General features: G+C 50.8%; 22 protein-coding genes. 13 read left to right on the top strand and 9 right to left on the bottom strand.

Features of this window, described 5'->3' with window-relative positions:
- Window positions 1-79: 79 nt before the first annotated feature.
- Entirely contained in the window at window positions 80-1,177 is a 1,098-nt protein-coding gene (locus SPICA_RS13715) for a hypothetical protein (RefSeq protein WP_013970085.1), read from the bottom strand.
- Window positions 1,178-1,254: 77 nt separating this feature from the next.
- Complete coding sequence (locus SPICA_RS13710; protein ID WP_013970084.1) at window positions 1,255-3,024, bottom strand: glycoside hydrolase family 9 protein; 1,770 nt, start codon at window positions 3,022-3,024, stop codon at window positions 1,255-1,257.
- 194 nt (window positions 3,025-3,218) lie between these two features.
- Here SPICA_RS13710 and corA point away from each other — a divergent pair, with 194 nt between their 5' ends.
- Genes corA through SPICA_RS13695 form a run of 3 tightly spaced genes read left to right on the top strand, consistent with a single transcriptional unit; the run spans window position 3,219 to window position 5,989 of the window.
- The gene (gene corA / locus SPICA_RS13705) at window positions 3,219-4,268 is read left to right on the top strand and encodes a magnesium/cobalt transporter CorA (RefSeq protein ID WP_013970083.1); all 1,050 of its coding nucleotides are present in this window, start codon (window positions 3,219-3,221) and stop codon (window positions 4,266-4,268) included.
- 12 nt (window positions 4,269-4,280) lie between these two features.
- Window positions 4,281-4,934: a YgjV family protein gene (locus SPICA_RS13700; RefSeq protein ID WP_013970082.1), complete on the top strand. Its 654-nt coding sequence runs from the start codon at window positions 4,281-4,283 to the stop codon at window positions 4,932-4,934.
- 11 nt (window positions 4,935-4,945) lie between these two features.
- Window positions 4,946-5,989, top strand: coding sequence for an L-threonylcarbamoyladenylate synthase (locus SPICA_RS13695; RefSeq protein ID WP_013970081.1), 1,044 nt, complete (start codon window positions 4,946-4,948; stop codon window positions 5,987-5,989).
- 10 nt (window positions 5,990-5,999) lie between these two features.
- On the opposite strand, the gene SPICA_RS13690 is transcribed toward SPICA_RS13695, so the two are convergent.
- Window positions 6,000-7,952 carry a GNAT family N-acetyltransferase gene (locus tag SPICA_RS13690; protein WP_013970080.1) on the bottom strand — a complete coding sequence of 651 codons (1,953 nt, stop codon included), beginning with the start codon at window positions 7,950-7,952 and terminating at the stop codon, window positions 6,000-6,002.
- Window positions 7,953-8,118: 166 nt separating this feature from the next.
- Here SPICA_RS13690 and SPICA_RS13685 point away from each other — a divergent pair, with 166 nt between their 5' ends.
- Window positions 8,119-8,325 carry a type II toxin-antitoxin system HicB family antitoxin gene (locus SPICA_RS13685; protein WP_013970079.1) on the top strand — a complete coding sequence of 69 codons (207 nt, stop codon included), beginning with the start codon at window positions 8,119-8,121 and terminating at the stop codon, window positions 8,323-8,325.
- Complete coding sequence (locus SPICA_RS13680; protein WP_013970078.1) at window positions 8,322-8,543, top strand: type II toxin-antitoxin system HicA family toxin; 222 nt, start codon at window positions 8,322-8,324, stop codon at window positions 8,541-8,543. Before SPICA_RS13685 ends, SPICA_RS13680 begins: the two co-directional genes overlap by 4 nt.
- Window positions 8,544-8,593: 50 nt before the next feature.
- Here SPICA_RS13680 and SPICA_RS15535 read toward each other — a convergent pair whose 3' ends face one another.
- The gene (locus SPICA_RS15535) at window positions 8,594-8,746 is read right to left on the bottom strand and encodes a hypothetical protein (RefSeq protein WP_156789691.1); all 153 of its coding nucleotides are present in this window, start codon (window positions 8,744-8,746) and stop codon (window positions 8,594-8,596) included.
- Window positions 8,747-8,861: 115 nt separating this feature from the next.
- Between SPICA_RS15535 and SPICA_RS13675 the strand changes: the two genes are divergently transcribed.
- The 8 genes from SPICA_RS13675 (at window position 8,862) to SPICA_RS13640 (ending at window position 17,777) form a co-directional block, all read left to right on the top strand.
- Complete coding sequence (locus SPICA_RS13675) at window positions 8,862-10,415, top strand: class I SAM-dependent DNA methyltransferase (RefSeq protein WP_013970077.1); 1,554 nt, start codon at window positions 8,862-8,864, stop codon at window positions 10,413-10,415.
- A 343-nt stretch (window positions 10,416-10,758) separates the two neighbouring features.
- The gene (locus tag SPICA_RS13670; protein ID WP_013970073.1) at window positions 10,759-10,947 is read left to right on the top strand and encodes a hypothetical protein; all 189 of its coding nucleotides are present in this window, start codon (window positions 10,759-10,761) and stop codon (window positions 10,945-10,947) included.
- A 19-nt stretch (window positions 10,948-10,966) separates the two neighbouring features.
- Window positions 10,967-12,154, top strand: a complete 1,188-nt coding sequence (locus tag SPICA_RS13665; RefSeq protein ID WP_013970072.1) for a restriction endonuclease subunit S — start codon at window positions 10,967-10,969, stop codon at window positions 12,152-12,154.
- Window positions 12,151-12,339, top strand: a complete 189-nt coding sequence (locus SPICA_RS13660) for a hypothetical protein (RefSeq protein WP_013970071.1) — start codon at window positions 12,151-12,153, stop codon at window positions 12,337-12,339. The genes SPICA_RS13665 and SPICA_RS13660 overlap by 4 nt, the downstream gene beginning before the upstream one ends.
- A 1-nt stretch (window position 12,340) precedes the next feature.
- Window positions 12,341-15,562 (top strand): type I restriction endonuclease subunit R, encoded by a 3,222-nt coding sequence (locus SPICA_RS13655; RefSeq protein ID WP_013970070.1) that lies wholly within the window; start codon window positions 12,341-12,343, stop codon window positions 15,560-15,562.
- Window positions 15,563-15,585: 23 nt separating this feature from the next.
- The gene (locus SPICA_RS13650) at window positions 15,586-15,990 is read left to right on the top strand and encodes a nucleotidyltransferase substrate binding protein (protein ID WP_013970069.1); all 405 of its coding nucleotides are present in this window, start codon (window positions 15,586-15,588) and stop codon (window positions 15,988-15,990) included.
- Entirely contained in the window at window positions 15,987-16,295 is a 309-nt protein-coding gene (locus SPICA_RS13645; RefSeq protein ID WP_013970068.1) for a nucleotidyltransferase domain-containing protein, read from the top strand. Before SPICA_RS13650 ends, SPICA_RS13645 begins: the two co-directional genes overlap by 4 nt.
- Window positions 16,296-16,451: 156 nt before the next feature.
- Window positions 16,452-17,777: an MFS transporter gene (locus tag SPICA_RS13640; protein WP_013970067.1), complete on the top strand. Its 1,326-nt coding sequence runs from the start codon at window positions 16,452-16,454 to the stop codon at window positions 17,775-17,777.
- Between the two features lie 10 nt (window positions 17,778-17,787).
- On the opposite strand, the gene ilvN is transcribed toward SPICA_RS13640, so the two are convergent.
- Genes ilvN through ilvD form a run of 5 tightly spaced genes read right to left on the bottom strand, consistent with a single transcriptional unit; the run spans window position 17,788 to window position 23,973 of the window.
- Window positions 17,788-18,288 carry an acetolactate synthase small subunit gene (gene ilvN / locus SPICA_RS13635; protein WP_013970066.1) on the bottom strand — a complete coding sequence of 167 codons (501 nt, stop codon included), beginning with the start codon at window positions 18,286-18,288 and terminating at the stop codon, window positions 17,788-17,790.
- Window positions 18,289-20,025: a biosynthetic-type acetolactate synthase large subunit gene (gene ilvB / locus SPICA_RS13630; protein WP_013970065.1), complete on the bottom strand. Its 1,737-nt coding sequence runs from the start codon at window positions 20,023-20,025 to the stop codon at window positions 18,289-18,291.
- Window positions 20,006-20,674, bottom strand: coding sequence for a 3-isopropylmalate dehydratase small subunit (gene leuD / locus SPICA_RS13625; RefSeq protein WP_013970064.1), 669 nt, complete (start codon window positions 20,672-20,674; stop codon window positions 20,006-20,008). The genes ilvB and leuD overlap by 20 nt, the downstream gene beginning before the upstream one ends.
- Window positions 20,671-22,071 (bottom strand): 3-isopropylmalate dehydratase large subunit, encoded by a 1,401-nt coding sequence (gene leuC / locus SPICA_RS13620; protein ID WP_013970063.1) that lies wholly within the window; start codon window positions 22,069-22,071, stop codon window positions 20,671-20,673. The genes leuD and leuC overlap by 4 nt, the downstream gene beginning before the upstream one ends.
- Window positions 22,072-22,092: 21 nt before the next feature.
- Window positions 22,093-23,973 (bottom strand): dihydroxy-acid dehydratase, encoded by a 1,881-nt coding sequence (gene ilvD / locus SPICA_RS13615; RefSeq protein WP_013970062.1) that lies wholly within the window; start codon window positions 23,971-23,973, stop codon window positions 22,093-22,095.
- Window positions 23,974-24,051: the final 78 nt, after the last annotated feature.

Below are 24,051 nucleotides of genomic sequence, written 5' to 3'. Positions count from 1 at the left end.
GGGGTAGACAGAACGCCTGGTACGCTTACTGGGAGGGCTTGGTGCTGTAAACAGAGGAGCCCTGTGATTCCACTGTTCCCTAAAAACGTATGCTTCCCTTAATCATGGGGCCATGATGAAAAAGATAGACCGAGGGTGAAGCATCAACGTAGCCGCTTTCAACTGTGCCTTTGGGAGTAACACAAGTAACTGTTTGGCCACCAATATTATAACCAATACCAAGTCCTATATGGAAACGGTCGATATGTTTAACATATTGGATCCCCAGGGTCAGGTTGTAGTCTACCATCATGGCTATCTGACTGGCGCTCCAGAGGGTTCGTCCGTCATTTGCTGCTTCGACCGCCTGTTTTACCGGATCACTGATTTTCGAGGATCCCACTCCAAAACGGTCCTGGGTCCAGGCCCATAAGGAAAAGCCTTCGAAGGTTCCCAGGATTCCCCGCCTGAATAATGCGTCTTTCATGGTATCGAAACCCAGGAGGAACGAGTACACTGAGAATTTCATATCAGGTTGATAAAAGGAAACCACCGGAGCCCACCAGACTGAATCGCGTTGTTCATCGTAAATAAGGCAGTTTATCTGTACCGGGAGATTGTAGGAGCTATAACCAAGCCCGATGTAGAGGCTGAACGGGTCCTGTGGTGAAATAGGAATATCATACAAAAGATCAATATTTAATAACTGATTGTCAAAGTCTACTGAAGGAGGCAGACCGCCCAATCTCGTACTATCCCCAAGCCAGCGGGCTGTTCCTTTAAGCCGGGAGTATTCAATGCGAACTTCGAATACGTTGATATTGAGGAATCCCATAAACTGGTTAATTTGTCCAATGAAGTTGTTATCGGTTTTCAATGCAGCTCCGAGACCAAAATTCAGCTTTTTAAAGAAAAGGCCCCCTTCATAGATGGTAGTAGCGGTTTGAGCCATATCAACCTTGAACTGATTTACCCGGGGTGTATTATATCCAAAGAACTTATCTGAAGAGGCATCCCAATCACCTGAAGCCCAATTATTGTATGGGAGTATCGCAAAACTTCCATAACTAGAAAAATAGTCGATGACCTTTGTTGTGGTTGGCTGGGTAATGGTTTCTTCCGCAGAAGTATACAGCAATGGCCAAAGGGATATAAGAACAATCAGAAATACTAATCTAATCACAATGCATTCCTTCATAATTCCTTCTACCTTTATAAAAAGCTCTCTGATAAAGGACATTCTGTACAAATCTATACATATAAGTATAGCACAGTTTATTGAAAAGAATAATGAATTGAGGTATACCTACTATCTAAAAAGGATGCGACCCAGAGAAGAGGTGCATTCCAATTAATCGCCACTTCATTGGTTGCAAAGGAACCAATTTCATCCACATAGCGATAGGGTATGGGCCTGCTGATGAGATTATGAGTTTCAGCTATCGGGTCTTGAATCTGTGCATTGGGGCCGCCAGCAAGGGCTCCTGGCGGTGGCGGTGGGTACCCTGCATCAGGATCATTCGCCCAGACTCGATGGTGGGGATGGATGAGTGAAGCAGGACCATATCCGGAAATAAAACTTTTCCTAAGCCCATTATTCCCAAGGATGTAATCCATCGCCATGTTGACCGCAGAAAGATATTTGGAATCACCGGTAAATTCGTAAGCCAGTGCCATAATGATGGCATTATTCAAAACCACTGAGTTGGATCCCCAAACAAAGCCTGAGATCCCCATAGGGATTGCATATCCATTGGCCCTTTGCAATGTTTCATAGCGTTCTGCAGTCTGAATGATAAGTTCTTTAATTCGCTTTTTTTCGATTTCTGATAAGAAGGTTTCTGCTGTTACCAGGGTTATACTCCCCAGAGCTGCAGTATCAGCCCAGGTCATGGAAGAAGCCGAATCGTTACATAAACCCTGAAAAGTAGTAAAATAGGGTGATGCACGTAGATAGGCTTCGTATTCAGTCTTGCCTGTAGCAGCAAAAAGTTCACAGGCTGCCCAGTAAAATTCATCCAGAACATTGGTATCATCATAATTTCCCCCGCCTTCACCAGGTACATTGCCTGCTAAAAGATCGGGGTGCTTACATGCTGCCTTCCATGCTCGTTCGGCCGATTCTAGACAGCGGTTGGCAAAGTTTTTGTCATAGGGTTTCCATAAGCGGGCTGCCTGGGCCGCAGTGGCAGCCAGATTAAGGGTAGCCGCTGTGGATGGCTCAAAAACGAAACGGCCCCAGGAGGCTCCATCTTGCATGTCATTATTATTATTCATGTATATGGGCAGTTCGGCGGGCACTCCTGACCACTTCCGATCATGGAGTTTATGGAAGGCCATGCCGCTCAAGTAAAATCCTTCAGGGATCTGCATCCGGAGCATGAATTCCAGTTCCCAGCGGCATTCATCCAGAATATCAGGGATACTGTTTTGTTGTTCTGGAATATGTTGGTCTCCGTCAGAGAAATAGTGAGGAAAACGTTCATATACATTTTGCAGGGTCCATACCGAAATACCCCCATTAACGACATATTTCCCAAAATCTCCCGCATCGTACCAGCCCCCTGACCCATCGATTTTAAAGGGGAAGCCCTGCCATTTGGTTCCCTGGGCATCGGTACCGGCGAAGGCCCGAATATCCGCATCGCTCAGGTGCCCTGGTTTTCGGGCCCAGGTTGTTCCCGCAAAAGCTTCGTTTAGTTCAATACCGCTACGCATCAGGTAAAAAAAATGCAAAGCATCCCGTCTTAATTGTGCATATATATCATTACCAATGCGAAACGGAGCGCTGGATTTTTCATCAATTGAGATAATATAAGTGCCAGGTCGTTGTATATTACTAAAATCTGCCCGGTGTATGATATCTTCTGCAAAGGAGTCTTTGATAGGCGGCAGGGTAGTGCCCTGGGCAATGGTGCTACCGGCCAGAACATCCTTGAGCACCCATGTATAAGGCCCGGGGGCATCCTTCTGGATGCTTGCTATTTTGGGAGCCCCAGATGGGTACCCATATTGATTATAGCTCAGTTCAACACTAATATTCATTTCGATCCCCTTAATTGAGCCCTGGAAAGTTCATACTGAAGCAACTCTAAGACAATGCTCAAGATTCTATTTATGGTGAAAGACACTTATTAGCTATTGTATCATATAGTTGATAAAATACAATCAATATATTGATGCAATGTATTACTTGTACAAGCGGTATTGTTGTTTTAAGCTGTGATTGAGGAGCTGCTATGACTGTAAACCGACCAGATTTGGGGTTGCCGCCGGGGAGTCTTGTCTATGTGGGAGATCGAAAACCAACTGAGACGAGCCTTTCCATCATCGGTTATGATCCTATTGGCTCATGGACGCGGACCGCTGACACGGTGGAAGAATTGCTGTCCTACCGGAATGATGCGGGCATCACCTGGATAAATGTTAATGGGCTCGATGACCTGGAGTCCATCTCAAAATTAGCTCAAACCTATGGACTCAACAGCCTTTCTATAGAGGATATTCTTAATACAGAACACCGGCCCAAGGTAGAAGAATTCGAAGATCATCTTTTTATAATCGCCAAGGCAATTACCTGGAATAATGAAAAGGGTCCTGAGTATGAACAAATTTCCATCATCTTAACCAATAATACGGTTATCACCTTTCAGGAACATCCGGGGGACTGTTTTGATGCAATTCGGAAACGTATTGAGGTGAACGCCGGCCGGATCCGTAAAATGGGCAGCGATTATCTGGCTTACGCCCTGCTCGATTCACTGGTAGATGAATATTTTAAAACCCTCGATAAACTCGGTCAAAAGCTCGAGGAATTTGAAAACCAGGCGGTAGATGAAACGGGCCGACATTTTCTGAAACAACTGCAAAATGTAAAACAACAGGTCCTATCCCTGCGGCGTATCATCTGGCCCCAGCGGGAAAGTATTTCCTCCCTGGCTCGACTCGACACGGACCTGATTTCTGAGGAACTGCAGCCTTTTCTGAAGGATCTCTATGATAATATACTCCAATGCGCGGAAACTATAGAAAGCTACCGTGAACTCATTATCAGTATTATGGAAGTAAACCTTTCATCGGTATCAAACCGGATGAATGAGGTGATGAAGGTGCTGACCATCATATCAACCATATTCATCCCCCTCACCTTTGTGGTCGGTGTGTATGGCATGAACTTTAAGTATATGCCCGAGCTTGAGCATCCCCTGGGCTACCCAATTACCTGGGGTGTCATGGTACTCATTGCCCTGGGCATGGTTGCCTTCTTTAAACGCCGCCATTGGTTGTGATATACTCGGCCCATGAATATCTGGATTGAATGGTTTGGAACCTTTGCGTCGGTCGTAGTTGCCATCAGCTTAACCCTGAAAAATATAAAGCGACTGCGAGTTGTAAATCTTATCGGCTCCCTCGCTTTTGCCATCTACGGTTTTTTAATTTCCGCCTGGCCTGTCTTTGGGCTGAATGCTTTTATCGTGCTCGTAAACACCTACTATTTATACGTGATGGCCCGGGATGCGAAAAAGCCTGAGACCTTCGAGATTCTCTTTGTAAACCTGGTGCATGATGAATATGCCCAACGGTTTTTACAGTTCTATGAGGCGGACATTAAAAAATACTTCCCTTCGTTCCCCTTCAAAGGAAAGGATGATTACCTGGCAAGTCTCGAAGCCTGTTTTATTCTGCGGCAGACTGTGCCCGTATCCCTTGTGGTCTATCGCCGGGAAGCCAACGGAGATCTATCCATATTGATGGATTATGCAATTCCCGCATATCGGGACCTTAAAAACGCCAAATTCTTCCTGGAAACGGCCCTGAAAAACATTGCCCGGACCGCCAAGGTCGTCCATGCCCAGGCTGAAGTCCCGGCCCATGAGACCTACCTTAAGAAGCTGGGCTTTACCAAAGTGGGGACCTCTGGTTCTGTACAACTTTATCAAAAAACTCTCGGATAACAGAAATTACCATGGCAGAACTGCTAAGTACCGCCCCAGAGGATATTGAACGGGCCGCCAGGGCTCTTAAGGAGGGCAAGCTCGTCGCCTTTCCGACAGAAACCGTCTATGGGCTTGGAGCTGATGCAACCAATACCACCGCCCTGGCCCGGGTTTTTGAGGCCAAGCGCCGCCCCACCTTTGACCCTCTTATTGTTCACATCGCCCGGTCGGAGGAGCTTCCTTCAGTGGCTGATCTATCCCAACTGTCGGCGGAGCGGCGCACATTGGTAACCCGACTCATCGAACAATTCTGGCCCGGCCCCCTTACCCTGATTCTTCCGAAACAACCCCATGTCCCGGACCTGGCTACCAGTGCCCTGCCTACCGTGGCGGTCCGGCTTCCTGCCCACCCCGTGGCGCAGGATCTCATCCGCCGCACGGGCCTTCCCGTAGCGGCCCCCAGCGCGAACCCCTTCGGTTACCTGAGCCCCACCCGGGCAGAGCATGTGAAGGAACAGCTGGGAAATAAGGTAGACTTTATCATCGATGGAGGCCGTTCTGATGTTGGGGTAGAGTCCACGGTCCTTGATTTAAGCAGTGAAGAGGTTACCATTCTGAGACCCGGCGGCCTGGCCCGGGAACGAATTGAATCCCTCATCGGACCGGTTCATCAAATTGATAGAACTACCAAGCACCCTACCGCTCCAGGGCAGTTGCCGAGCCACTATGCACCTCGGGCGGCCCTGAGCCTGTATCCCGCCGGGGGCATACCCCTGCAGTTTCCCGCCCAGGGTGAGCGGACAGCCTGCCTCTTTTTTAGCGATGCAAGCCGGGCCCAGTGGCTTGCGTCCTTTCAGAGCGCCAATCCCGGTATGGAAGCTCCCCTTTGTCAGGTCTTAAGCCATTCCGGATCGCTTATCGAGGCGGCGGCCAATTTGTTTGATTTATTGCACCAGCTCGACGCCCTCGCGGTAGACCGCATACTGGCGGAGCGGGTTCCCGACCGGGACCTGGGGCCCGCCATCAATGACCGGCTCTACAAAGCCCGGGGTGAGGCCAAGGGCAATCACTGAATCTGCACCATTAATCGGTGCTGATATAATCGGAAAATTCCTCATCCACCGCGACCAATAGGTCCCCAAGCTCTTCGTCGGCCATGCGGGCTACCGCTCCCAGGGTCCGGGGTCTGCCTGTATCCAGGTCTAGTTTCCCCCTGCGCCAGGTGGTTTCATAAAAGAGCAGTTTTTTAGTTTCCGGAATTCCCATATTGATGAGCCGGTCCGCCCCGGAGCGGATGAGGCCTGCCTTTTTGCGGCAGTCCTCGGGGCTTCCCAGTTCCCACACCCCAAGCTGGATAGGATTGGCCGGATTTTGCACATCCCCGAAAAACTCGCCCCGCAGGCACCGGTCGCGATTCCCCCCGAGGAAGGGAACAAAGTCCGCATGTTCAGCGAGTTTCCGGTCTGTGGCCCCAAAATTCCCGGTAGCAGGGTCTATGGTAAAAATCACCGTCCGTTCTGCCGCCTGCCCGTAGGCCTTAAACATGATGCCCTGCCATTCGCCGTTTTTATTCAGGGTCTGCAAAATAGTATCTTCTCGTTTTAGAATCCGGACTGCCTCAAGAAGCCAGAGCCTGAGTTCTGCCGTATCGGTTTTATAGTTTTCCAGGTCATCCCGGAAACCTGCCAGGGAAACACTTGCATACCGGCAAGACAGGAAAGACCGGTAGATATCCCGAACATTATTTTTCCGGGCAAACTGTAAAATTAAATCCCAGATAAGGATTTCCAGTTTTTTACATCTCCATATATAGGCGGCTATTTCTGCCTTGTCTGCCGAAACTTTTGGCGCATCGGCGGCGCTCAGGGCCTTAAATTCCGCAAGCCGGGTCTCCAGTGCCTGAAGTTCGCTTTCTTCCCGCTGTTCCGCCTTGGGAAGCCGGATAACCCAGCGGGTGCCCTTTCCCGCTTCACTGTGGACAGAAATGTTTTCGGTTCCAAAGGCGGCATATATCTGTCGTGTTCCCTGGCCTTCTCCCATGTTTGCCTTGGTCGTGATGCCGACAAACTGGGGCCTCCCGTCCTGTCCTGGCTGGAGCTTACTCTGTTCAATACCGATGCCGTTGTCTTCCACCGTAAGGAGTATCCAGGGGGTAATTTCTTCCAAAGAAATAGAGAGTACTCCCGGCCGTTCCGCCGCCTTAATCGCATCCAGGGCATTGGACACCAGGTTTACGATTGCCCGAGCCGCTTCGAGGTAGTGAGCCCTGGCTTCCCCCACATTGGGCGAAAATCGCAGAACCAGTTCGCATTGTACCGGTGAATGTTCCACCATGGGAATGACCCGATCGATAATCAATTCCTTGAGGTTTATGGTTCTGAATCGCTGTACCGAATCGCGGAAGAGGTTCAGGGTGTTGATGAGGGCCGTCGTCTCCCGGTTAATGTCCTCTATAATACGGGAGCAATTTTCGGCGGTGAGGGCCCCTGCCATGTCGGCGATGAGCCGGATTGCTTTTTTTGCATCGTGCCGGATTTTCCCTAATTCATCGGCTGCACCGGAGCTAATCCCAATTTTGGGGATAGTTTCCCGAATGGTCCGGGCTTCACCCTCTAGTCGCACAAAATTAAGGGCCCGCCAATTAAGCCGTTCCTTTTCGGCAAAACCACGGCGCTTGTAAAACATCAATATTTCTGCCTGCCGTTCCCATATATACAGGTCTATCAGGGCCCCCGCGGGGGCAATCGACGCAAGATGGGCTAAAAAGGCCGAGCCTATGCCCTTGCTTCGCCCAAAGGGGCTCGTTACCTGTTTATAAATATGGAGCCGCTTCTTCTCCGGGTCAGACCAGACTTCGATAAAGCCCAGGATTTCCCGCTCTTCTTCCCACACAAAGGAATACTGGTAATCCTTCTCGAGCCGTTCATCCACCGCATAGGGTGTGGGGATGATGAAGCTGTCGATGTTCAAACTGGGGTTCCGCCGGATCCGGTCCTCCAGCTCCCGGTTAAAAGGTTTAATGTACAGGCTCGTCATGGTTCTACTTTCCGCCAGAGCCAGTTCGCTGTCAAGGCCGTTAAGGGAATTGGGGGGCTTTATGTACTGAGCAGTTTATATACATTAAAAAGTGTTATATTATTCAAGAGGGTTGAACAATAATGGCTGCTCTGTTTAAATACTTTGTTAATTAGGAGGTTTCCTGATGCGGCAAGTAATCATGTATCCTGGCGAAGATGGTTATTATGTTGTTGAATGTCCAAGCCTTCCTGGTTGCATTTCCCAAGGAAAAACCAAAGAAGAAGCATTAAAAAACATAAAAGAAGCCATTCAAGCCTATACCGAAGCTCTTAATGATCAAGGATTAGCTATACCGGAAGAAAAGTTTGATGCCCTTATTGTCGCTGTATGAGCAAACTTCCCCGTATTTCAGGCCGACAAGCAATTACAGCCTTACAAAAGGCAGGTTTTACTGTAATTCGACAAACTGGTAGTCATATAGTGCTTAAACGGTCAGACCCCTTTGCTCAATTAGTGGTACCTGATCACAAAGAACTTGATACTGGTACCTTGCGCGCAATCATACGACAAGCCAATATTTCTGTGAATGAATTTCTAAATCTGTTGTGAGCCGTTTTTATTTATGGGTGCTTTTAAAAAATTGTGACTGATGAGATCGATTACTGTTTCAGGGCTTTCATACAGATTCGTCCAGTAGGAGTGAGACCAGCGGATTTTAAAAGCCTTAGGGTGGCTGTTTCTATTTTTCCTACCAGCGCCATTCCGCCTATGCTATTTAATTTTTCTGTGGTAGTATTTATGAGGTAATCCAAGCTTCACCTCCTGGGTGCATTTTGTTTTAATGTTAATTCATTATACACCATCAGGTTGGCTTGGGTTACTTTATTTTTTATACGGATTCAGGTAAGAGCCAAGAGGAAACATCGTATGGCAAGAAAAAATATCAAAAAACCAAACCCTTCCAACTCCAACGAAAATATAGAGGACATGCTCTGGAAATCGGCGGACAAGCTCCGGAAAAACATTGACGCCGCTGAGTATAAGCATGTGGTACTGGGGCTCATCTTTCTAAAATATATTTCAGATTCCTTTGAGGAGCTCCATGCGAAACTTGAGGCCGAGATCGCTAATGGTGCCGACCCGGAAGACCGGGACGAATACAGAGCAGAAAATGTCTTTTTTGTCCCCGAAACAGCCCGCTGGTCATACCTGGTGTCCAAGGCAAAGGATCCGGAAATCGGCAAGTATGTTGATGAAGCTATGGACGCCCTTGAAAAAGAAAATGCCTCCCTTAAGGGAGTGCTTCCCAAGGTGTATGCCCGGGGTAACCTGGACCCCACCAGTCTGGGCGGACTACTCGACCTCATCGGGAACATTGCCCTCGGCGAAGCTAAAGAGCGCAGTGCTGACCTTTTGGGCCATGTGTTTGAGTATTTCCTGGGAGAATTTGCCCTGGCAGAAGGCAAAAAGGGCGGCCAATTCTACACCCCTAAAAGCGTTGTGGAACTCCTTGTGGAAATGCTGGAACCCTATAAAGGCCGGGTCTTTGACCCCTGCTGTGGCTCCGGCGGCATGTTTGTGCAGTCGGAAAAATTTGTCATGGCCCACCAAGGGAACATCAACGACATTTCCATTTACGGCCAGGAAAGCAATCAGACAACCTGGCGGCTCTGTAAAATGAACCTGGCCATTCGCGGCATTGACAGTTCCCAGGTGAAATGGAACAACGAAGGCTCTTTTTTAAACGACGCCCATAAAGACCTTAAGGCCGACTTTGTTATAGCAAACCCACCCTTTAATGATAGCGACTGGGCGGGCGAACTTCTGCGGAACGACGGACGGTGGAAATTCGGCATACCCCCGGCAAGTAACGCCAACTACGCCTGGATACAGCACTTTCTCTATCATTTGAATCCCACGGGTGTCGCCGGTTTTGTGCTGGCTAAAGGTTCGCTCACTTCCAAAAGCTCCGGCGAAGGTGAAATCCGTAAGGCATTAGTTGAAGCAAGGCTAGTTGACTGTATCGTCAATCTTCCGGCAAAACTCTTTTTAAATACCCAAATTCCCGCCTGCCTCTGGTTCCTCTCCCGCAACAAAGCCAATGGCGGTTACCGAAACCGCACCGACGAGATTCTGTTCATCGACGCCCGCAACGAAGGGGTGCTCATCAATCGCCGCACCAGAATACTGCGGGAAGAAGATATCCAGAAAATTGCCCAAACCTACCACGAATGGCGCAAAGTTAACGGAAACTATCAAGATGTTAAGGGCTTCTGCAATTCCGCTACCGTTGAGCGTGTTAAAGAGCTTGATTATGTCCTTACCCCGGGCAGGTATGTAGGACTTCCCGATGATGAAGACGATTTTGATTTTGCGGAACGGTTTACTCAGCTCAAGGCCGAGTTCGAGGCACAGCTCAAAGAGGAAGCCGAATTGAATAAGGCCATACTGGATAATCTTAAGAAGGTTAAGCTCGTATGAGTGACAATTCGATTATTATTACAGACATACAAAAACGTATTTACACCCTGCGTATGGACATTCAGGCTATAGCAATGCTGGAAAATCTGAAAAAGGTGGGGCTAGTATGACACCTAACGTTAGAAAGATGAACTATGAAGGGGGAAGTCTCCCCCTCGCTCCAGCCTCCTCGGTCGCTGCGCTCCCTGCGGTGGCTTTCGCTACCCCCTCTCCGGGGCTCCGCCCCGGACCCCGCATGTGTTCACAGGAGGGGACGGTATGAAAGTAAACTACAGATTTTCTTATTTTACTTTAGCACATTTAAGTAAAATAAAATATATTGTCTTTTACTTTGGAGAACAAAATGGATATAAAGGATTTTAAGGCCGGCACTTACAAAAAAGGGTTTGAATACCAGTATTTCTTGCCAGAAAAGATAAATCATACATTTTTTTGGACAGATGAAGGCATCAATGATCTTTTGGAAAAAGCTTCTTTAGGCTATCAGCGAAACAGGGTTTTTGTTTTTGATGAGTATATGAGGTTGTTTTGATATGGGGAGAGGAGACGGTATGAGCGAGTGGAGGGAATGTAAGTTGGGGGATGCTCCGCTGGAAATCATAGATGGTGATCGTGGAAATAATTACCCGCCCCAAAATGAATTTAAAGATATTGGATATTGTCTTTTTCTAAGTACTAAAAATGTACGCTATGATGGTTTTGATTTTTCTGAATGCCAGTTCATTTCAAAAGAAAGAGATGAATTATTAAGGAAAGGGAAGCTGCAAAGAGATGATTTAGTTCTCACAACTCGTGGTACAGTTGGTAATGTTGGTTTCTTTAATAGTTCAGTAAAATATGAAAATATTAGAATCAATTCTGGAATGGTAATAATTCGTCCGGATAAGAACAACCTTTTACCAAGATTTAATTATTACTTGTTCAGAAAACTTCAAAGTGATTTTCTTACATATACTTCTGGAAGTGCGCAACCTCAGCTTCCAATTAAGGATTTAAATGAAATCAGAATACTCCTCCCTCCGCTCCCCGAACAGCGAGCTATTGCCGCCGTACTTTCCAGCCTCGATGACAAGATTGACCTCTTACACCGCCAGAACAAGACCTTGGAAGCCATGGCCGAGGCGCTGTTTAGGCAGTGGTTTGTGGAACCCTGCAAAGATGGATTGCCAGAGGGGTGGAGAGAAGGGAAAATTCCTGATGAATTTGCTTTTACTATGGGGCAATCTCCTGTAGGTACTTCATTTAATGAAGATGAAATAGGGATACCAATGTTTCAAGGTAATGCTGATTTTGGCTTTCGCTTTCCATCTGAAAGAGTTTATACCACTGAACCAACACGTTTTGCAGAACCACTGGATACATTAGTAAGTGTTCGAGCTCCGGTTGGAGAACAGAATATGGCTTTAGTAAAATGTTGTATCGGGCGTGGTGTAGCTGCTTTTCGTTATAGTGCAAATAAAGATTACTACACTTATACATATTTCAAAATTCGTTCGTTAATGTCAGAGATAAAAAGGTTTAATGATGAGGGCACTGTTTTTGGCTCTATTGGAAAATCAGATTTTGAAGCGTTGGATATTATTATACCGCCACAGGATTTAATTGAGGATTTTGAAATGACAGCAAAGCCAATTAACGATAAAGTTATTGAAAACTGTTACCAAATCCGCACTCTCGAAAAACTCCGCGATACTCTCTTGCCCAAACTAATGAGCGGAGAAGTGAGGGTGAAGGTATGAGAATAACTAAAAAAAATATACTGAAACTTTCATCTAAAGAAGCCCATGAGTTTTTTTTAAAATCTCAAAGTTATTGTACTATATATTGGGATGTTTGGATAAACAAACAACAAAGAGAAATAAATTGGCAACCTATTGTTAATGTCTGGCAACAATCAAGCGAATCTGAGAACGGAGTTTCCTAATATGCCGCACCATAACCTTACCGAATCCGCCATCGAAGACCTTGCCATCAAGTTGTTCAAGTCCCTGGGGTATCATCACCTCTACGGTCCTGATAGTGCGCCGGAAGGGAAACATCCCGAGCGGAGCTCTTTCGAGGATGTGATTCTTGTAAATCGGCTCCGGGATGCGGTTAAAAAGATTAACCCTCACATACCCCAACAGTCCCTGGATGATGCGATACGGCAGGTTCTGCGGTTTCCATCGCAGGAGCTTATTGCTAATAACCAAAGCTTTCACCGCCTCCTTACCGAGGGTGTTAAGATTAGTTACCATAAAGATGGCAGCGAGCGGGGAGACCTGGTGTGGCTCATCGATTTTAAGCATCCTGAAAATAATGAATTTGTCGTGGTGAACCAGTTTGCGGTAATAGAAAACCATCAGAATAAGCGGCCCGATGTGGTGCTGTTTGTGAACGGACTCCCCCTCGTAGTCATCGAGCTAAAAAATGCGGCGGACGAAAATGCCACCATCCAATCGGCCTATAACCAGATTCAGACCTACAAGCAGGCCATACCTGGTTTTTTTACTTACAATGAAATTATCGTTATTTCCGATGGGCTCGAAGCCCGATCTGGCAGTCTTTCCGCAGGGCTTGACCGTTTTGTTGCGTGGAAATCGGTGGATGGCCGCATAGAAGCATCGAGCCTCGAAAGCCAGCTGACAACCCTTATTAAGGGCATGCTGACCCCCCTGACACTCATCGATATAATCCGCCATTTTATCGTCTATGAAGCTTCTAAACACGAGGATCCGGAGACAGGGCTTACTGTGATTCGCACCGTAAAGAAAATAGCGGCCTATCATCAATATTATGCGGTGAATCGGGCGGTGGCCTCCACCATCAGGGCTGCAGGATACGAGCAGGCCGCCCAACTGCCGGTTGCCGCCCCATGGCCTGCATCGCTTAAGGAGGACCCCGAAGCCTATGGTCTTCCGAGTGTTCGGGAACAGCCGGTGCACGATAAAAAGGCAGGGGTTATTTGGCACACCCAGGGAAGCGGAAAATCTCTTTCCATGGTGTTCTACACGGGAAAGGTGGTGCTCACCCTGGATAATCCCACGGTGGTGGTGATTACCGACCGGAACGATCTGGATGACCAGCTTTTTACTACCTTTGCCGCTTCCAAACAGCTTTTGCGGCAGGAGCCGGTTCAGGCGGAAAGCCGGGACCACTTAAAACAGCTCCTGCGGGTCGCTTCCGGAGGCATCGTATTTACCACGATACAAAAGTTCCAGCCCGATGAGGGGAATGTGTACGACGTGCTCTCTAACCGGAACAACATCATCGTGATTGTCGATGAGGCCCATCGAACCCAGTATGGTTTTCAGGCAAAGGTTGATGCGAATACCGGCGCTATTACCTATGGCTTTGCCAAATACCTCAGGGATGCGCTGCCCAATGCGACCTATATCGGTTTTACCGGCACGCCGATAGAAAAAACGGACCGGAATACCCCCGCTGTGTTTGGCAACTATATCGATATTTATGATATTGCTCAGGCTGTTGCCGATGGAACCACGGTACGAATCTTTTACGAAAGCCGCCTTGCAAAAATTGCTCTGAGCGATGAGGGGAAAAAGCTCGTGCAGGAGCTTGATGAAGAGCTGTTACAAGATGAGATGCCCGAGGCCCAGAAGGCCAAGGCTAAATGGACCCAGCTCGAAGCGCTCGTGGGCAGTCAGGAGCGGCTTAAGCAAATCGCCAATGATATTGTGACCCACTTTGAAGCCCGGCAGGAAGTGTTCGAAGGCAAGGGGCTCATTGTTACCATGTCCAGAAGAATTGCCGCGGCCCTGTACGATGAGATTATCCACATCCGCCCTGCCTGGCATAGTGATGACCTTAAAAAGGGTGCGATTAAAGTGGTGATGACTTCGGCCTCCTCCGACGGGCCTGAAATCGCCAAGCATTATACCAGCAAGGAAGACCGCCGCCTGCTTGCGGAGCGGATGAAGGACCCCCAGGATGAGCTTAAGCTCGTGATTGTTCGGGATATGTGGCTCACCGGTTTTGATGTTCCCTGTTTGCATACCATGTATATCGATAAACCGATGAAGGGCCACACGTTGATGCAGGCCATCGCCCGGGTCAATCGGGTTTATAAAGACAAGCCCGGCGGCCTCATTGTGGACTACCTCGGTATCGCCGCCGATTTAAAGGAAGCCCTCTCATTTTATGCCGACAACGGCGGCAAGGGGGACCCCGCATTGCTCCAGGAAGAAGCGGTGCGGCTCATGCTGGAAAAATACGAAATAGTTACGGACCTGCTTCATGGTTTTGCCTATAAGCACTATTGTACCGCCGATACCGCCGCAAAACTTTCGATAATTCTGGAAGCCGAAGAGTTTATATTAGGCCTTGAAAACGGAAGAAAGCGTTATATTGATGAAGTGACAGCCCTCTCTAAGGCCTTTGCCATAGCTATTCCAGACGAACAGGCCCTGGCGATAAAAGATGAAGTTGCCTTTTTCCAGGCGGTAAAATCCCGGCTCGTAAAATTTGCAGGCACCAGCGGAGGCAAAACCAATGAAGAAATCGAAACCGCTATCCGGCAGGTCATTGATAAGGCCCTGGTTACGGGTGAAGTAATCGATGTCTTTGATGCCGCTGGTATAAAAAAGCCTGATATCAGCATCCTTTCAGAGGAGTTTCTGTTAGAAGTTAAAAATATGAAACATAAAAATATCGCCATGGAGGTTCTTAAAAAAATCTTGAATGATGAAATTAAGGCCAGAACGAGAACAAACCTGGTGCAGAGTAAGAGCCTTTTAGAACTTCTTGAAAATGCCATTAAACGGTATCAGAACCAGGTGCTTACCGCAGCACAGCTCATAGAAGAACTCATCGATCTTGCAAAGGATATTAAGAAGATGGACGAGGAGCCCGAGGCAATGGGGCTTTCTGAATTTGAATATGCCTTTTATTCCGCGGTAGCAAATAACGAAAGCGCCCGGGAGCTCATGGGTAAGGACAAGCTTAGAGAATTGGCGGTCGCACTCTATGAGCAGGTACGGCAAAATGCATCTATCGATTGGACAATTAAGGAAAGCGTCAGGTCAAAACTCAAGGTTGCGGTAAAGCGCACCCTTAAGCGCTACGGCTATCCGCTCGATATGGAAGCCCTGGCAACCGAAACAGTCCTCAAGCAGGCGGAACTCATTGCCGATGAACTGTGCGCGTAGGGTACATCAATTTGGGAGGAACTATGGATCAGGATATTCGATGGAAACAACGATTTTCAAATTACACAAAGGCTCTATCCCAGCTCAGAGAATTTATTGAAAAAGAGGATTTAAGCAAATTAGAACAGCAGGGCCTTATTCAATGTTTTGAATACACCTTTGAACTTGCCTGGAAAACCATGAAGGACTATCTTGAATTGGAAGGTTTTATTGTTAATAGTCCCCGTTCAGCTATTCAAACAGCATTTCAATCAGGTTTAATATCTGATGGCCACCTTTGGATCGATGCTTTAGAAAAGCGGAACCTTATGGCCCATACGTACGATGAAGCCCGGGCTCAGGAAGCTAATGATTTAATACGAAACTATTACTACCACATGCTTGTTGATCTGCACAGTACCTTAAAGCAATTAGGAAATCTTGCATGAGCTTTGGATTACGGGATTCGGATCTTTCCTATATAAAGCAAACCTTGCGCTTATTTCCTGAAATAAAGCGGGCCTGCATTTTTGGATCCCGGGCAAAGGGAAATTATAAGCCCGGTTCGGATATCGATATTGCCGTTTCCGGTGATACCATTACCTTTAATACGATTGCTAAACTTCATTCCATGCTGGAAGACGAAGGTCCCATGCCCTATATGATCGATGTAGTAGACTACGACCACCTTGAAAACCAAGCCCTAAAAGCCCATATCGATAGGGTAGGACAGGTGATTTACGAAGCGGACTGACTACTTTTTTCTTGTTCCTCTTGATAGAAACCGCAGAAATCTGATATAAAACCCCTGCGACGCCGTGCCTGCCCTGCCCGGCGCGACCGCAACGAGGCCACTGGTATGCTCAATGCGATTGCACTGGGGCGATATGTTCTTTTACAGAGGTAGGATATGCGTCACCTTTCTCTCGATCCCCTGGTGGAACAGGTCGGTTATGGCCGGTTCCAGCGACGGCTCCTCTGGGTCTGCGGCCTTGGCTGGGCCGCCGACGCCATGGAAGTAATGCTTGTTTCCTTTGCCCTGCCTGCCATGGCTGCGGAATGGTCTTTGTCGGCGGCCCAGAAGGGGCTCCTCGCGACGGCCCTCTTCGTCGGCATGCTCGCTGGTGCCCTCATTTGGGGACGTCTTTCGGACCTGATTGGCCGCAAACTTGGCTTTATGGCCACCATCGGCATCGATTCCCTGTTTGGCCTTCTCTCAGCCTTTTCCCCCAATTTTGCGGTATTTCTTGTTCTGCGAATGCTTACCGGCTTTGGTGTCGGCGGAACCCTGCCGGTAGACTATGCGGTCTTTGCGGAATTCCTCCCCGCCAAAGATCGGGGCAAACGGCTGGTACTGCTTGAATCCTTCTGGGCCTTTGGAACCCTGGCAGCGGCGGGCCTCGCCTGGCTTGTGGTGCCCCGTTTAGGCTGGCGGGCCCTCTTTGTTGTATCCGCCATTCCCGGGGTGCTACTCTTCGCGGTCCGTTCCTATGTTCCCGAATCGCCCCGGTATCTGGCGGTTTCAGGCCAGCAGGATGAGGCCATTCAGGTCTTGCGGAATGTGGCAAGAATTAACGGAAAGGAGCTTGATGAATCTGCGGTGGCTCTGGCAGAACAGCTGGCCCAGGAACCGCAAAAGTCCTCGGTTAAGGACCTGTTTTCCCGGGACCTCCGGCGGACAACTCTCTTGCTCTGGTCCATCTGGTTTTTTATTTCGATAGGGTACTATGGAATATTTACCTGGATTCCCTCCTGGCTGAGGGCCAAGGGCTTTGCCCTTCCAGCGGTGTATCCCTATTCCTTTTTTATGGCCCTGGCCCAATTGCCGGGTTACTTTTCAGCGGCTTATTTAGTAGAAAAAATTGGCCGCCGTCTTCCCCTGGGCTTATACCTTGCCGGGAGCGGCCTGGGAGCCCTGGCGTTTTCCCTGGCTGTCAGCCCTGCCGGTATTGTGGGGGCCGCTATAATTCTTTCTTTCTTTGCCCTGGGAGCCTGGGGCGCCCTCTATGCCTATACGCCGGAAGCCTATCCCACTATTATCCGCACCACCGGAATCGGCAGTGCCAGTGGCATGACCCGCATTGCTGGGGTGATTGCCCCCTTTGTCGGGGCCCTCTTAAGCGGCCAGAATCTGGTCACGGCTCTCCTGGTGTTCGGTGTGGCCTATGGGCTCGGGGCCCTGTCGGCCTTCCTCTTGCCCCATGAAACCTGGGGCTCTGCCCTGGAAGACGAGTAAGGGCCCCCCATTAGGTCGCCTGATTTCCCCGGGCCATAATCAATTTGCCACTCCGAACGCTTTCCAGAATGCCGTATTGTTCCAGCATGGCCTGGAAGGCGTTCATTTTGGCGGTTTTTCCGGTGGCTTCAAAGGTGATGGATTCTTCGGTGAGGTCCACGCTTTTTGCACGGAAATGGTCCGCAATTTGCAAAAGCTCGGTCCGCTGTTCCTTACTGCAGCGGACTTTAATAAACAATAGCTCCCCTTCGATAATGTCTTCCCCGGTGTGGTCCGCCACATGGATCACATCCACCAGTTTGGCCAACTGTTTGATGATCTGATTCAGGCTTTCTTTGCTTCCCCGGGCCACCAGGTTCATCCGGGAATAGGCGCTGTTGTGGGTGGGGGACACCACCACACTGTCCAGGTTGTAGCCCCGGCGGGAAAAAACCAGGGCTATGCGGATGAGAACTCCCGGCTTGTTAGACACGAGCAGGCTGATGCTGTGCTGTTCATTGTGCTGATTCATTCAGGTACTCCCCTTTGGCTTTTCTACGGGACCGTTAGGCCGTTCCAAAAGCATGGCATTGTAATCGGCCCCGGCGGGTATCATGGGAAATACGTTGTCTTCCCGCCTTACCTCCGCATGGACAATACAGGGGCCATCATAATCCAGGGCGGCCCTCAGGACCGGCGCCACTTCATCAACCTGGCTGATCCTGAAGCCCTTCATTCCGTAAGCCTCGGCTAATTTTACAAAGTCCGGGTTGTATTCCATGGCTACCCCCGACAGGCGGTTATTAAAAAAGATGTCCTGCCATTGCCGGACCATACCCAGGTATTTGTTATCGATAATGATAACCTTTACCGGGGTTTTCTGAATCATGGCGGTAGAAAGTTCTGCCTCGGTCATCTGAAAGCCCCCATCCCCCACGATGGCCAGCACGGTTGCTTCCGGCCGGGCAAGCTGGGCGCCGATAGCCGCGGGAAAACCAAAGCCCATGGTTCCTGCGCCGCCAGAACTAATCCAGGAACGGCCATCATCGCATAGATAGTACTGGGCAGCCCACATCTGGTGTTGACCCACATCGGTGGTGACGATTGCCCTGCCGCCACTTAGCTTATACAGGGTGTCGATGACGAATTGGGCAGAAAGTTCATCCTTGTTATAGGTGAGGGGAAAATCGGCTTTCCATTTCTGTACCTGGGCCACCCATTCTGCCGTATCACCGGGCACAGCGAGGGCCATGAGGGCCGACACCGCTTCCTTCGCATCGGCGTTGATAAAACAGTCCACCGGTATTTGCCGGTTTGCCTCCGCGGGATCGATATCGATATGGATTTTCACAGCATTTTTACAGAAGCTGTTGGGGTTTCCGGTGATGCGGTCATCAAAGCGGGAACCGACGGACAGGATGAGGTCGCAGTCCCTAACGGCAAAATTGGCATAGGCGGTGCCGTGCATCCCCAGCATCCCCAGGGATAGTTCGTGGGTTTCGGGAAACGCACCCTTCCCAAGCAGGGTAGAAACCACCGGTATACGAAGTTTTTCTGCCAGGTGCCGGATTTCGTTGTGAGCTCCCGAAATGATCGCCCCATGACCTAACAGCAGCACCGGCCGCCGGGCCCTGGAAAGGGCTGCAGCAGTGCACTCAATCTGGGACTCATCAAAACCCTGCACCACCTGGTAGCCCGGCAGGTCCATAGCTACCGTAAAATCCGCATGGCAGACCGCGGAGGACACATCCTTGGGCACATCGATAAGGACCGGGCCGGGCCGGCCGGTAGCGGCAATGTAAAAGGCTTCCTTCATAATCCGGGGCAGTTGGGCTGGATCCTTTACGAGGTAGGAGTGTTTAACCACGGGGTAACTGATACCGGACACATCCGCTTCCTGAAAGGCATCCCGGCCCAGGTTTGCCGTAATGGTCTGGCCGCAGATGACAATGAGGGGCACCGAATCCATGTGGGCTGTCAGGAGCCCTGTGATGGCGTTGGTTGCCCCGGGGCCGCTCGTGACCAGGGCTACGCCGACCTTGCCGCTGGCGCGGGCGTACCCGTCGGCCATGTGCACCGCCCCCTGTTCGTGGCGGCTCAGAACCAGTTTAATAGATGAATCCAGGAGGGCGTCGAAGAGGGGGATGTTGGCGCCCCCCGGATAGCCGAATATATGGGTGAGCCCATGCTGTTCGCAGGATGCGATAATAGCCTGAGCTCCGGTCATAGTGGCACCAGCGGCGGCTGGTTTAGTGGTGGTACTGTTCATAGGAAAATCCTTTCATATAGGGGAGCCGCGCCGCGACAGCCCCGATGGCTGCTTCCTGCTGGAGCAGGGTTGCCATGGTGTCCCAGGTCCCGGCGAGGAATTTCTGCCGATGGGACTCGTTCATGGTAAGGGGGAATTCCAATACCAGTTCAGATTGATGGTTTGAGCCTATTCTGGCCGGTGTCTGCTGTACCTGGCAGCGCAGGGCTTCCAGGTCCAGGGTTACCTGTAGGGTGGGGTCTGCTTCGAGAAGGCCCTGAAGCTTCCGTACCGGTTCATCCGGGGCGGTTACAACCGGCAGGCCGATGGCGGCGCAGTTCCCCGCAAAGATGTCCGCAAAGGAAATGCCGAGGAGGGCCCGGATGCCCCAGCGGGCTAAGGCCTGGGGGGCATGTTCCCGGGAAGAGCCGCAACCGAAATTCCGGTTCACCACGAGAATTTCCGCACCCCGGTAGCGTACATCGTTAAAGGGGTGGGGCTTTTCCTTGCCCTGTTCATCGAACCGCTCATCCCGAAAGGCCTGTTCTCCCAGGCCGTCAAAGGTAACACAGCGAAGGAACCGGGCCGGAATGATCCGGTCCGTATCGATGTCATCCCCCCGCACTGGGACAGCCCGGCTTGTTATAAAAAAAATCCGAGTATCAATCATGCTAAAAACTCCCGTACATCCGCAATAGCTCCCCGGATTGCGGCGGCCGCAACCATGGCGGGGCTCATCAACATGGTCCGTCCCCGGGCGGAGCCCTGACGGCCGATAAAGTTCCGGTTCGATGATGAGGCACAAAGCTCATTCCCCTTAAGACGGTCCGGGTTCATGGCCAGGCACATGGAACAGCCCGCCTGGCGCCACTCGAACCCTGCTTCGGTAAAAACCTGGTCCAGCCCCTCCGCCTCCGCGGCGGCCCGCACCTGTTCAGAACCGGGAACTACCAGGGCCCGCACCCCCGGAGCGACATGTCTTCCACGCAGAATTGCCGCAGCTTCCCGGAGGTCGCTCAGTCTGCCGTTGGTACAGCTTCCGATAAAGGCTACCTGTATCGGTGTCCCCAGGACATGTTTCCCCGGTTCCAGCCCCATGTGGGCATAGGCGCTCCGGGCCAGTTCCGCATCCTCCCCCAGGTCTTCGGGGTGCGGAAGCTTTTCAGAAATGGGAATCCCCTGGCCCGGTGTGATACCCCAGGTTACCATAGGTGCCAGGGTCGAGACATCGATGGTGACTTCGTCGTCATAGATCGCATCGCGGTCCGAAGCCATGGAAAGCCAGTAGTCCCGGGCCGCTTCAAAGGCTGGTCCCTCTGGCGCATAGGGCCGGCCCCGCAGGTACTCCACGGTAACAGCATCCGGGTTGATATAGCCACAGCGGGCTCCCCCTTCGATGCTCATGTTGCAGAGGGTGAGTCGGCCCTCCATGGAAAGGGCTTCTACCGCAGGGCCGCCGTATTCATAGGCATAGCCGATGCCGCCCTTTACGCCGAGCCTGGCAATGAGGGCCAGAATATAGTCCTTTGCATAGACCCCCGGCCCCGGTTTGCCTACAAAATTGATGCGCCTGACCTTCGGTTTCGAGACCGCCAATGTCTGGGTCGCCAGAACGTCCCGGATCTGACTCGTGCCAATCCCAAAGGCAACGGCCCCAAAGGCTCCATGGGTGGATGTATGGGAATCGCCGCACACAATGGTCATCCCCGGCTGGGTGAGTCCCAGTTCCGGGCCGATCACATGGACAATACCCTGGTTACCGCTCCCCCAGGAAAAGAAACGGATCCCCTGGGCGGAGGTGTTTTCTTCCAGGGCTTTGAGCATTTCTTCCGCCAGGTCATCCTTCAGGGGGCGGCTCGTGTCGTCCGTGGGGACGATATGGTCTACGGTGGCGACGGTTCGTTCAGGATGCTTTACTCTAAAACCCCGCTCCCGGATCATGGCGAAGGCTTGGGGGGAGGTAACTTCATGAATGAGGTGCAGTCCTATAAATAGCTGATCTTCTCCCGAAGGCAGGGTGGCAACCTTATGGGTTTCCCAGACCTTGTCGAGCAATGTTTTTCCCATCAATGTACTCCTTACAAATTCTTACACATCTTCCGGCAAGAGCCGGGTGGCTCCCAGATCGGCACTTTGGACGAAGTGGGCATAGATCCTGAGGGCTTGGCTGACCCTGCGGTTCCGCTTGGCCGGTGTCCAGGCCTGTTTTCCCCGCTCCAGTTCCTTTTGTCTGCGTTGTTCCAGTTCAGTATCGGATACCATCAGGTTGATGGACCGTTCCCGGATATCTATGGCGATGATGTCCCCGTTTTGCACCAGGGCCAGTTCTCCCCCCGCGGCGGCCTCGGGGCTGATGTGTCCGATGGAAAGGCCGCTCGTGCCGCCGGAAAAACGGCCGTCGGTGATGAGGGCACAGGCCTTGCCGAGGCCCCGGCTTTTTAGGTAGCTCGTAGGGTACAGCATTTCCTGCATGCCCGGGCCTCCCTTGGGGCCTTCGTAGCGGATGACCACCACCATCCCCGGTTGTACCTGGCCACTTAGGATGCCCTCCACCGCCGCTTCCTGGCTCTCGAACACGATAGCAGGACCGCTGAAACGGAAGAGACTTTCATCGACCCCGGCGGTCTTTACAATGGCTCCCTTCCGGGCGATGTTTCCGTACAGGACTGCGAGGCCTCCATCGGGATAATAGGCGTGGGCAATATCACGGATACAGCCGTTCCTCCGGTCCAGGTCCAGGTCCTTGTAACGGCTGTTTTGGCTTCCGAGAATGAGGTTCGGTTTCCCGCCGGGGGCAGCCCGGTAAAAGTCCTCTGGCTGGCCCAGCCGGGGGTCTCCCCGGGGCCTGTCGTCGGTACCGGCAACTCCAGGTTCTGGGCTTGGCCTTAGTTTGAAGCGACTCAAGGCTTCGGCCAGGGTGGGGTAGTCGACCCGGGCGGTACTGGTGTCAAGCAGGTTTGCCTGGTCTAATTCGTTCAGGATGCCCATGATGCCCCCGGCCCGGTGCACATCTTCGATATGGTAGGTAGAACTGGGCGCCACCTTGCAGATGCAGGGAACCCGGCGGGAAAGGGCATCGATATCCTTAAGGGTAAAATCGACCTGGGCCTCCCGGGCGATGGCTAACAGGTGCAGAACCGTATTGGTGCTCCCGCCCATGGCAATATCCAGGGCCATGGCATTCATAAAGGCCGCCCTGGTGGCAATGCCCCGGGGTAAGAGCCCTTCGTTACCGGTGCTATAGTATTCTTCGGCTATATCACAAATTCGGTGGGCCGCGGCGGTAAAGAGGTTTTTCCGAATTGCATGGGTCGCCAGGGCGGTCCCGTTGCCGACCAGGGCAAGGCCGAGGGCTTCGTTCAGACAGTTCATCGAGTTGGCGGTAAACATCCCCGAACAGCTTCCGCAGGTGGGGCAGGCCGATTCTTCCACCCGTGCAAGCTGGGCGTCGGAAACTGAATCGTCAGCCCCCATAACCATGGCATCCACCAAATCCAGGGACCGTTCATCAACCTTACCCGCTTCCATGGGCCCTCCGGAAACAAAGACGGTGGGAATATTCAGGCGCATGGCGGCCATTAACATGCCGGGGGTGATTTTGTCGCAGTTGGAGATGCAGATGAGGGCGTCTGCCCGCTGGGCGTTGACCATGTATTCCACGCTGTCCGCAATAAGGTCCCGGGATGGCAGGCTGTAGAGCATGCCTTCGTGGCCCATGGCGATACCGTCGTCGATGGCGATGGTATTGAACTCGGCGGCGAAAAAGCCCCGGCTTTCGATGATTGCTTTTATTTCCTGTCCGATGTGATGCAGATGTACATGTCCGGGGACAAACTGGGTAAAGCTGTTGGCTATGGCAATAATGGGTTTTCCAAATTGATGAACCTTCATCCCGTTGGCCCGCCAGAGGGCTCGGGCTCCGGCCATCTTTCTGCCCTGGGTACTTGTTTGGGACCGTAATGCTGGCATAGGACCTCCTGTTGGTTATATATTATTAAAAATATAATCATTAAAACAAGAGGAATTCTTAATATTTTGAATATATTT

The organism is Gracilinema caldarium DSM 7334 (genome assembly GCF_000219725.1).
Classification (GTDB): Bacteria; Spirochaetota; Spirochaetia; order Treponematales; family Breznakiellaceae; genus Gracilinema; species Gracilinema caldarium.
The sequence above is the reverse complement of the archived record's forward strand: the minus strand, read 5'-3'. Positions and strand labels throughout refer to the sequence as shown.

What these genes read in the sequence shown, in the direction of transcription:
- SPICA_RS13715 (WP_013970085.1), bottom strand. Translation starts at nt 1,177, where the DNA reads ATGAAGGAATGCATTGTGATTAGATTAGTATTTCTGATTGTTCTTATA.
- SPICA_RS13710 (WP_013970084.1), bottom strand. Translation starts at nt 3,024, where the DNA reads ATGAATATTAGTGTTGAACTGAGCTATAATCAATATGGGTACCCATCT.
- corA (WP_013970083.1), top strand. Translation starts at nt 3,219, where the DNA reads ATGACTGTAAACCGACCAGATTTGGGGTTGCCGCCGGGGAGTCTTGTC.
- SPICA_RS13700 (WP_013970082.1), top strand. Translation starts at nt 4,281, where the DNA reads ATGAATATCTGGATTGAATGGTTTGGAACCTTTGCGTCGGTCGTAGTT.
- SPICA_RS13695 (WP_013970081.1), top strand. Translation starts at nt 4,946, where the DNA reads ATGGCAGAACTGCTAAGTACCGCCCCAGAGGATATTGAACGGGCCGCC.
- SPICA_RS13690 (WP_013970080.1), bottom strand. Translation starts at nt 7,952, where the DNA reads ATGACGAGCCTGTACATTAAACCTTTTAACCGGGAGCTGGAGGACCGG.
- SPICA_RS13685 (WP_013970079.1), top strand. Translation starts at nt 8,119, where the DNA reads ATGCGGCAAGTAATCATGTATCCTGGCGAAGATGGTTATTATGTTGTT.
- SPICA_RS13680 (WP_013970078.1), top strand. Translation starts at nt 8,322, where the DNA reads ATGAGCAAACTTCCCCGTATTTCAGGCCGACAAGCAATTACAGCCTTA.
- SPICA_RS13675 (WP_013970077.1), top strand. Translation starts at nt 8,862, where the DNA reads ATGGCAAGAAAAAATATCAAAAAACCAAACCCTTCCAACTCCAACGAA.
- SPICA_RS13670 (WP_013970073.1), top strand. Translation starts at nt 10,759, where the DNA reads ATGGATATAAAGGATTTTAAGGCCGGCACTTACAAAAAAGGGTTTGAA.
- SPICA_RS13665 (WP_013970072.1), top strand. Translation starts at nt 10,967, where the DNA reads ATGAGCGAGTGGAGGGAATGTAAGTTGGGGGATGCTCCGCTGGAAATC.
- SPICA_RS13660 (WP_013970071.1), top strand. Translation starts at nt 12,151, where the DNA reads ATGAGAATAACTAAAAAAAATATACTGAAACTTTCATCTAAAGAAGCC.
- SPICA_RS13655 (WP_013970070.1), top strand. Translation starts at nt 12,341, where the DNA reads ATGCCGCACCATAACCTTACCGAATCCGCCATCGAAGACCTTGCCATC.
- SPICA_RS13650 (WP_013970069.1), top strand. Translation starts at nt 15,586, where the DNA reads ATGGATCAGGATATTCGATGGAAACAACGATTTTCAAATTACACAAAG.
- SPICA_RS13645 (WP_013970068.1), top strand. Translation starts at nt 15,987, where the DNA reads ATGAGCTTTGGATTACGGGATTCGGATCTTTCCTATATAAAGCAAACC.
- SPICA_RS13640 (WP_013970067.1), top strand. Translation starts at nt 16,452, where the DNA reads ATGCGTCACCTTTCTCTCGATCCCCTGGTGGAACAGGTCGGTTATGGC.
- ilvN (WP_013970066.1), bottom strand. Translation starts at nt 18,288, where the DNA reads ATGAATCAGCACAATGAACAGCACAGCATCAGCCTGCTCGTGTCTAAC.
- ilvB (WP_013970065.1), bottom strand. Translation starts at nt 20,025, where the DNA reads ATGAACAGTACCACCACTAAACCAGCCGCCGCTGGTGCCACTATGACC.
- leuD (WP_013970064.1), bottom strand. Translation starts at nt 20,674, where the DNA reads ATGATTGATACTCGGATTTTTTTTATAACAAGCCGGGCTGTCCCAGTG.
- leuC (WP_013970063.1), bottom strand. Translation starts at nt 22,071, where the DNA reads ATGGGAAAAACATTGCTCGACAAGGTCTGGGAAACCCATAAGGTTGCC.
- ilvD (WP_013970062.1), bottom strand. Translation starts at nt 23,973, where the DNA reads ATGCCAGCATTACGGTCCCAAACAAGTACCCAGGGCAGAAAGATGGCC.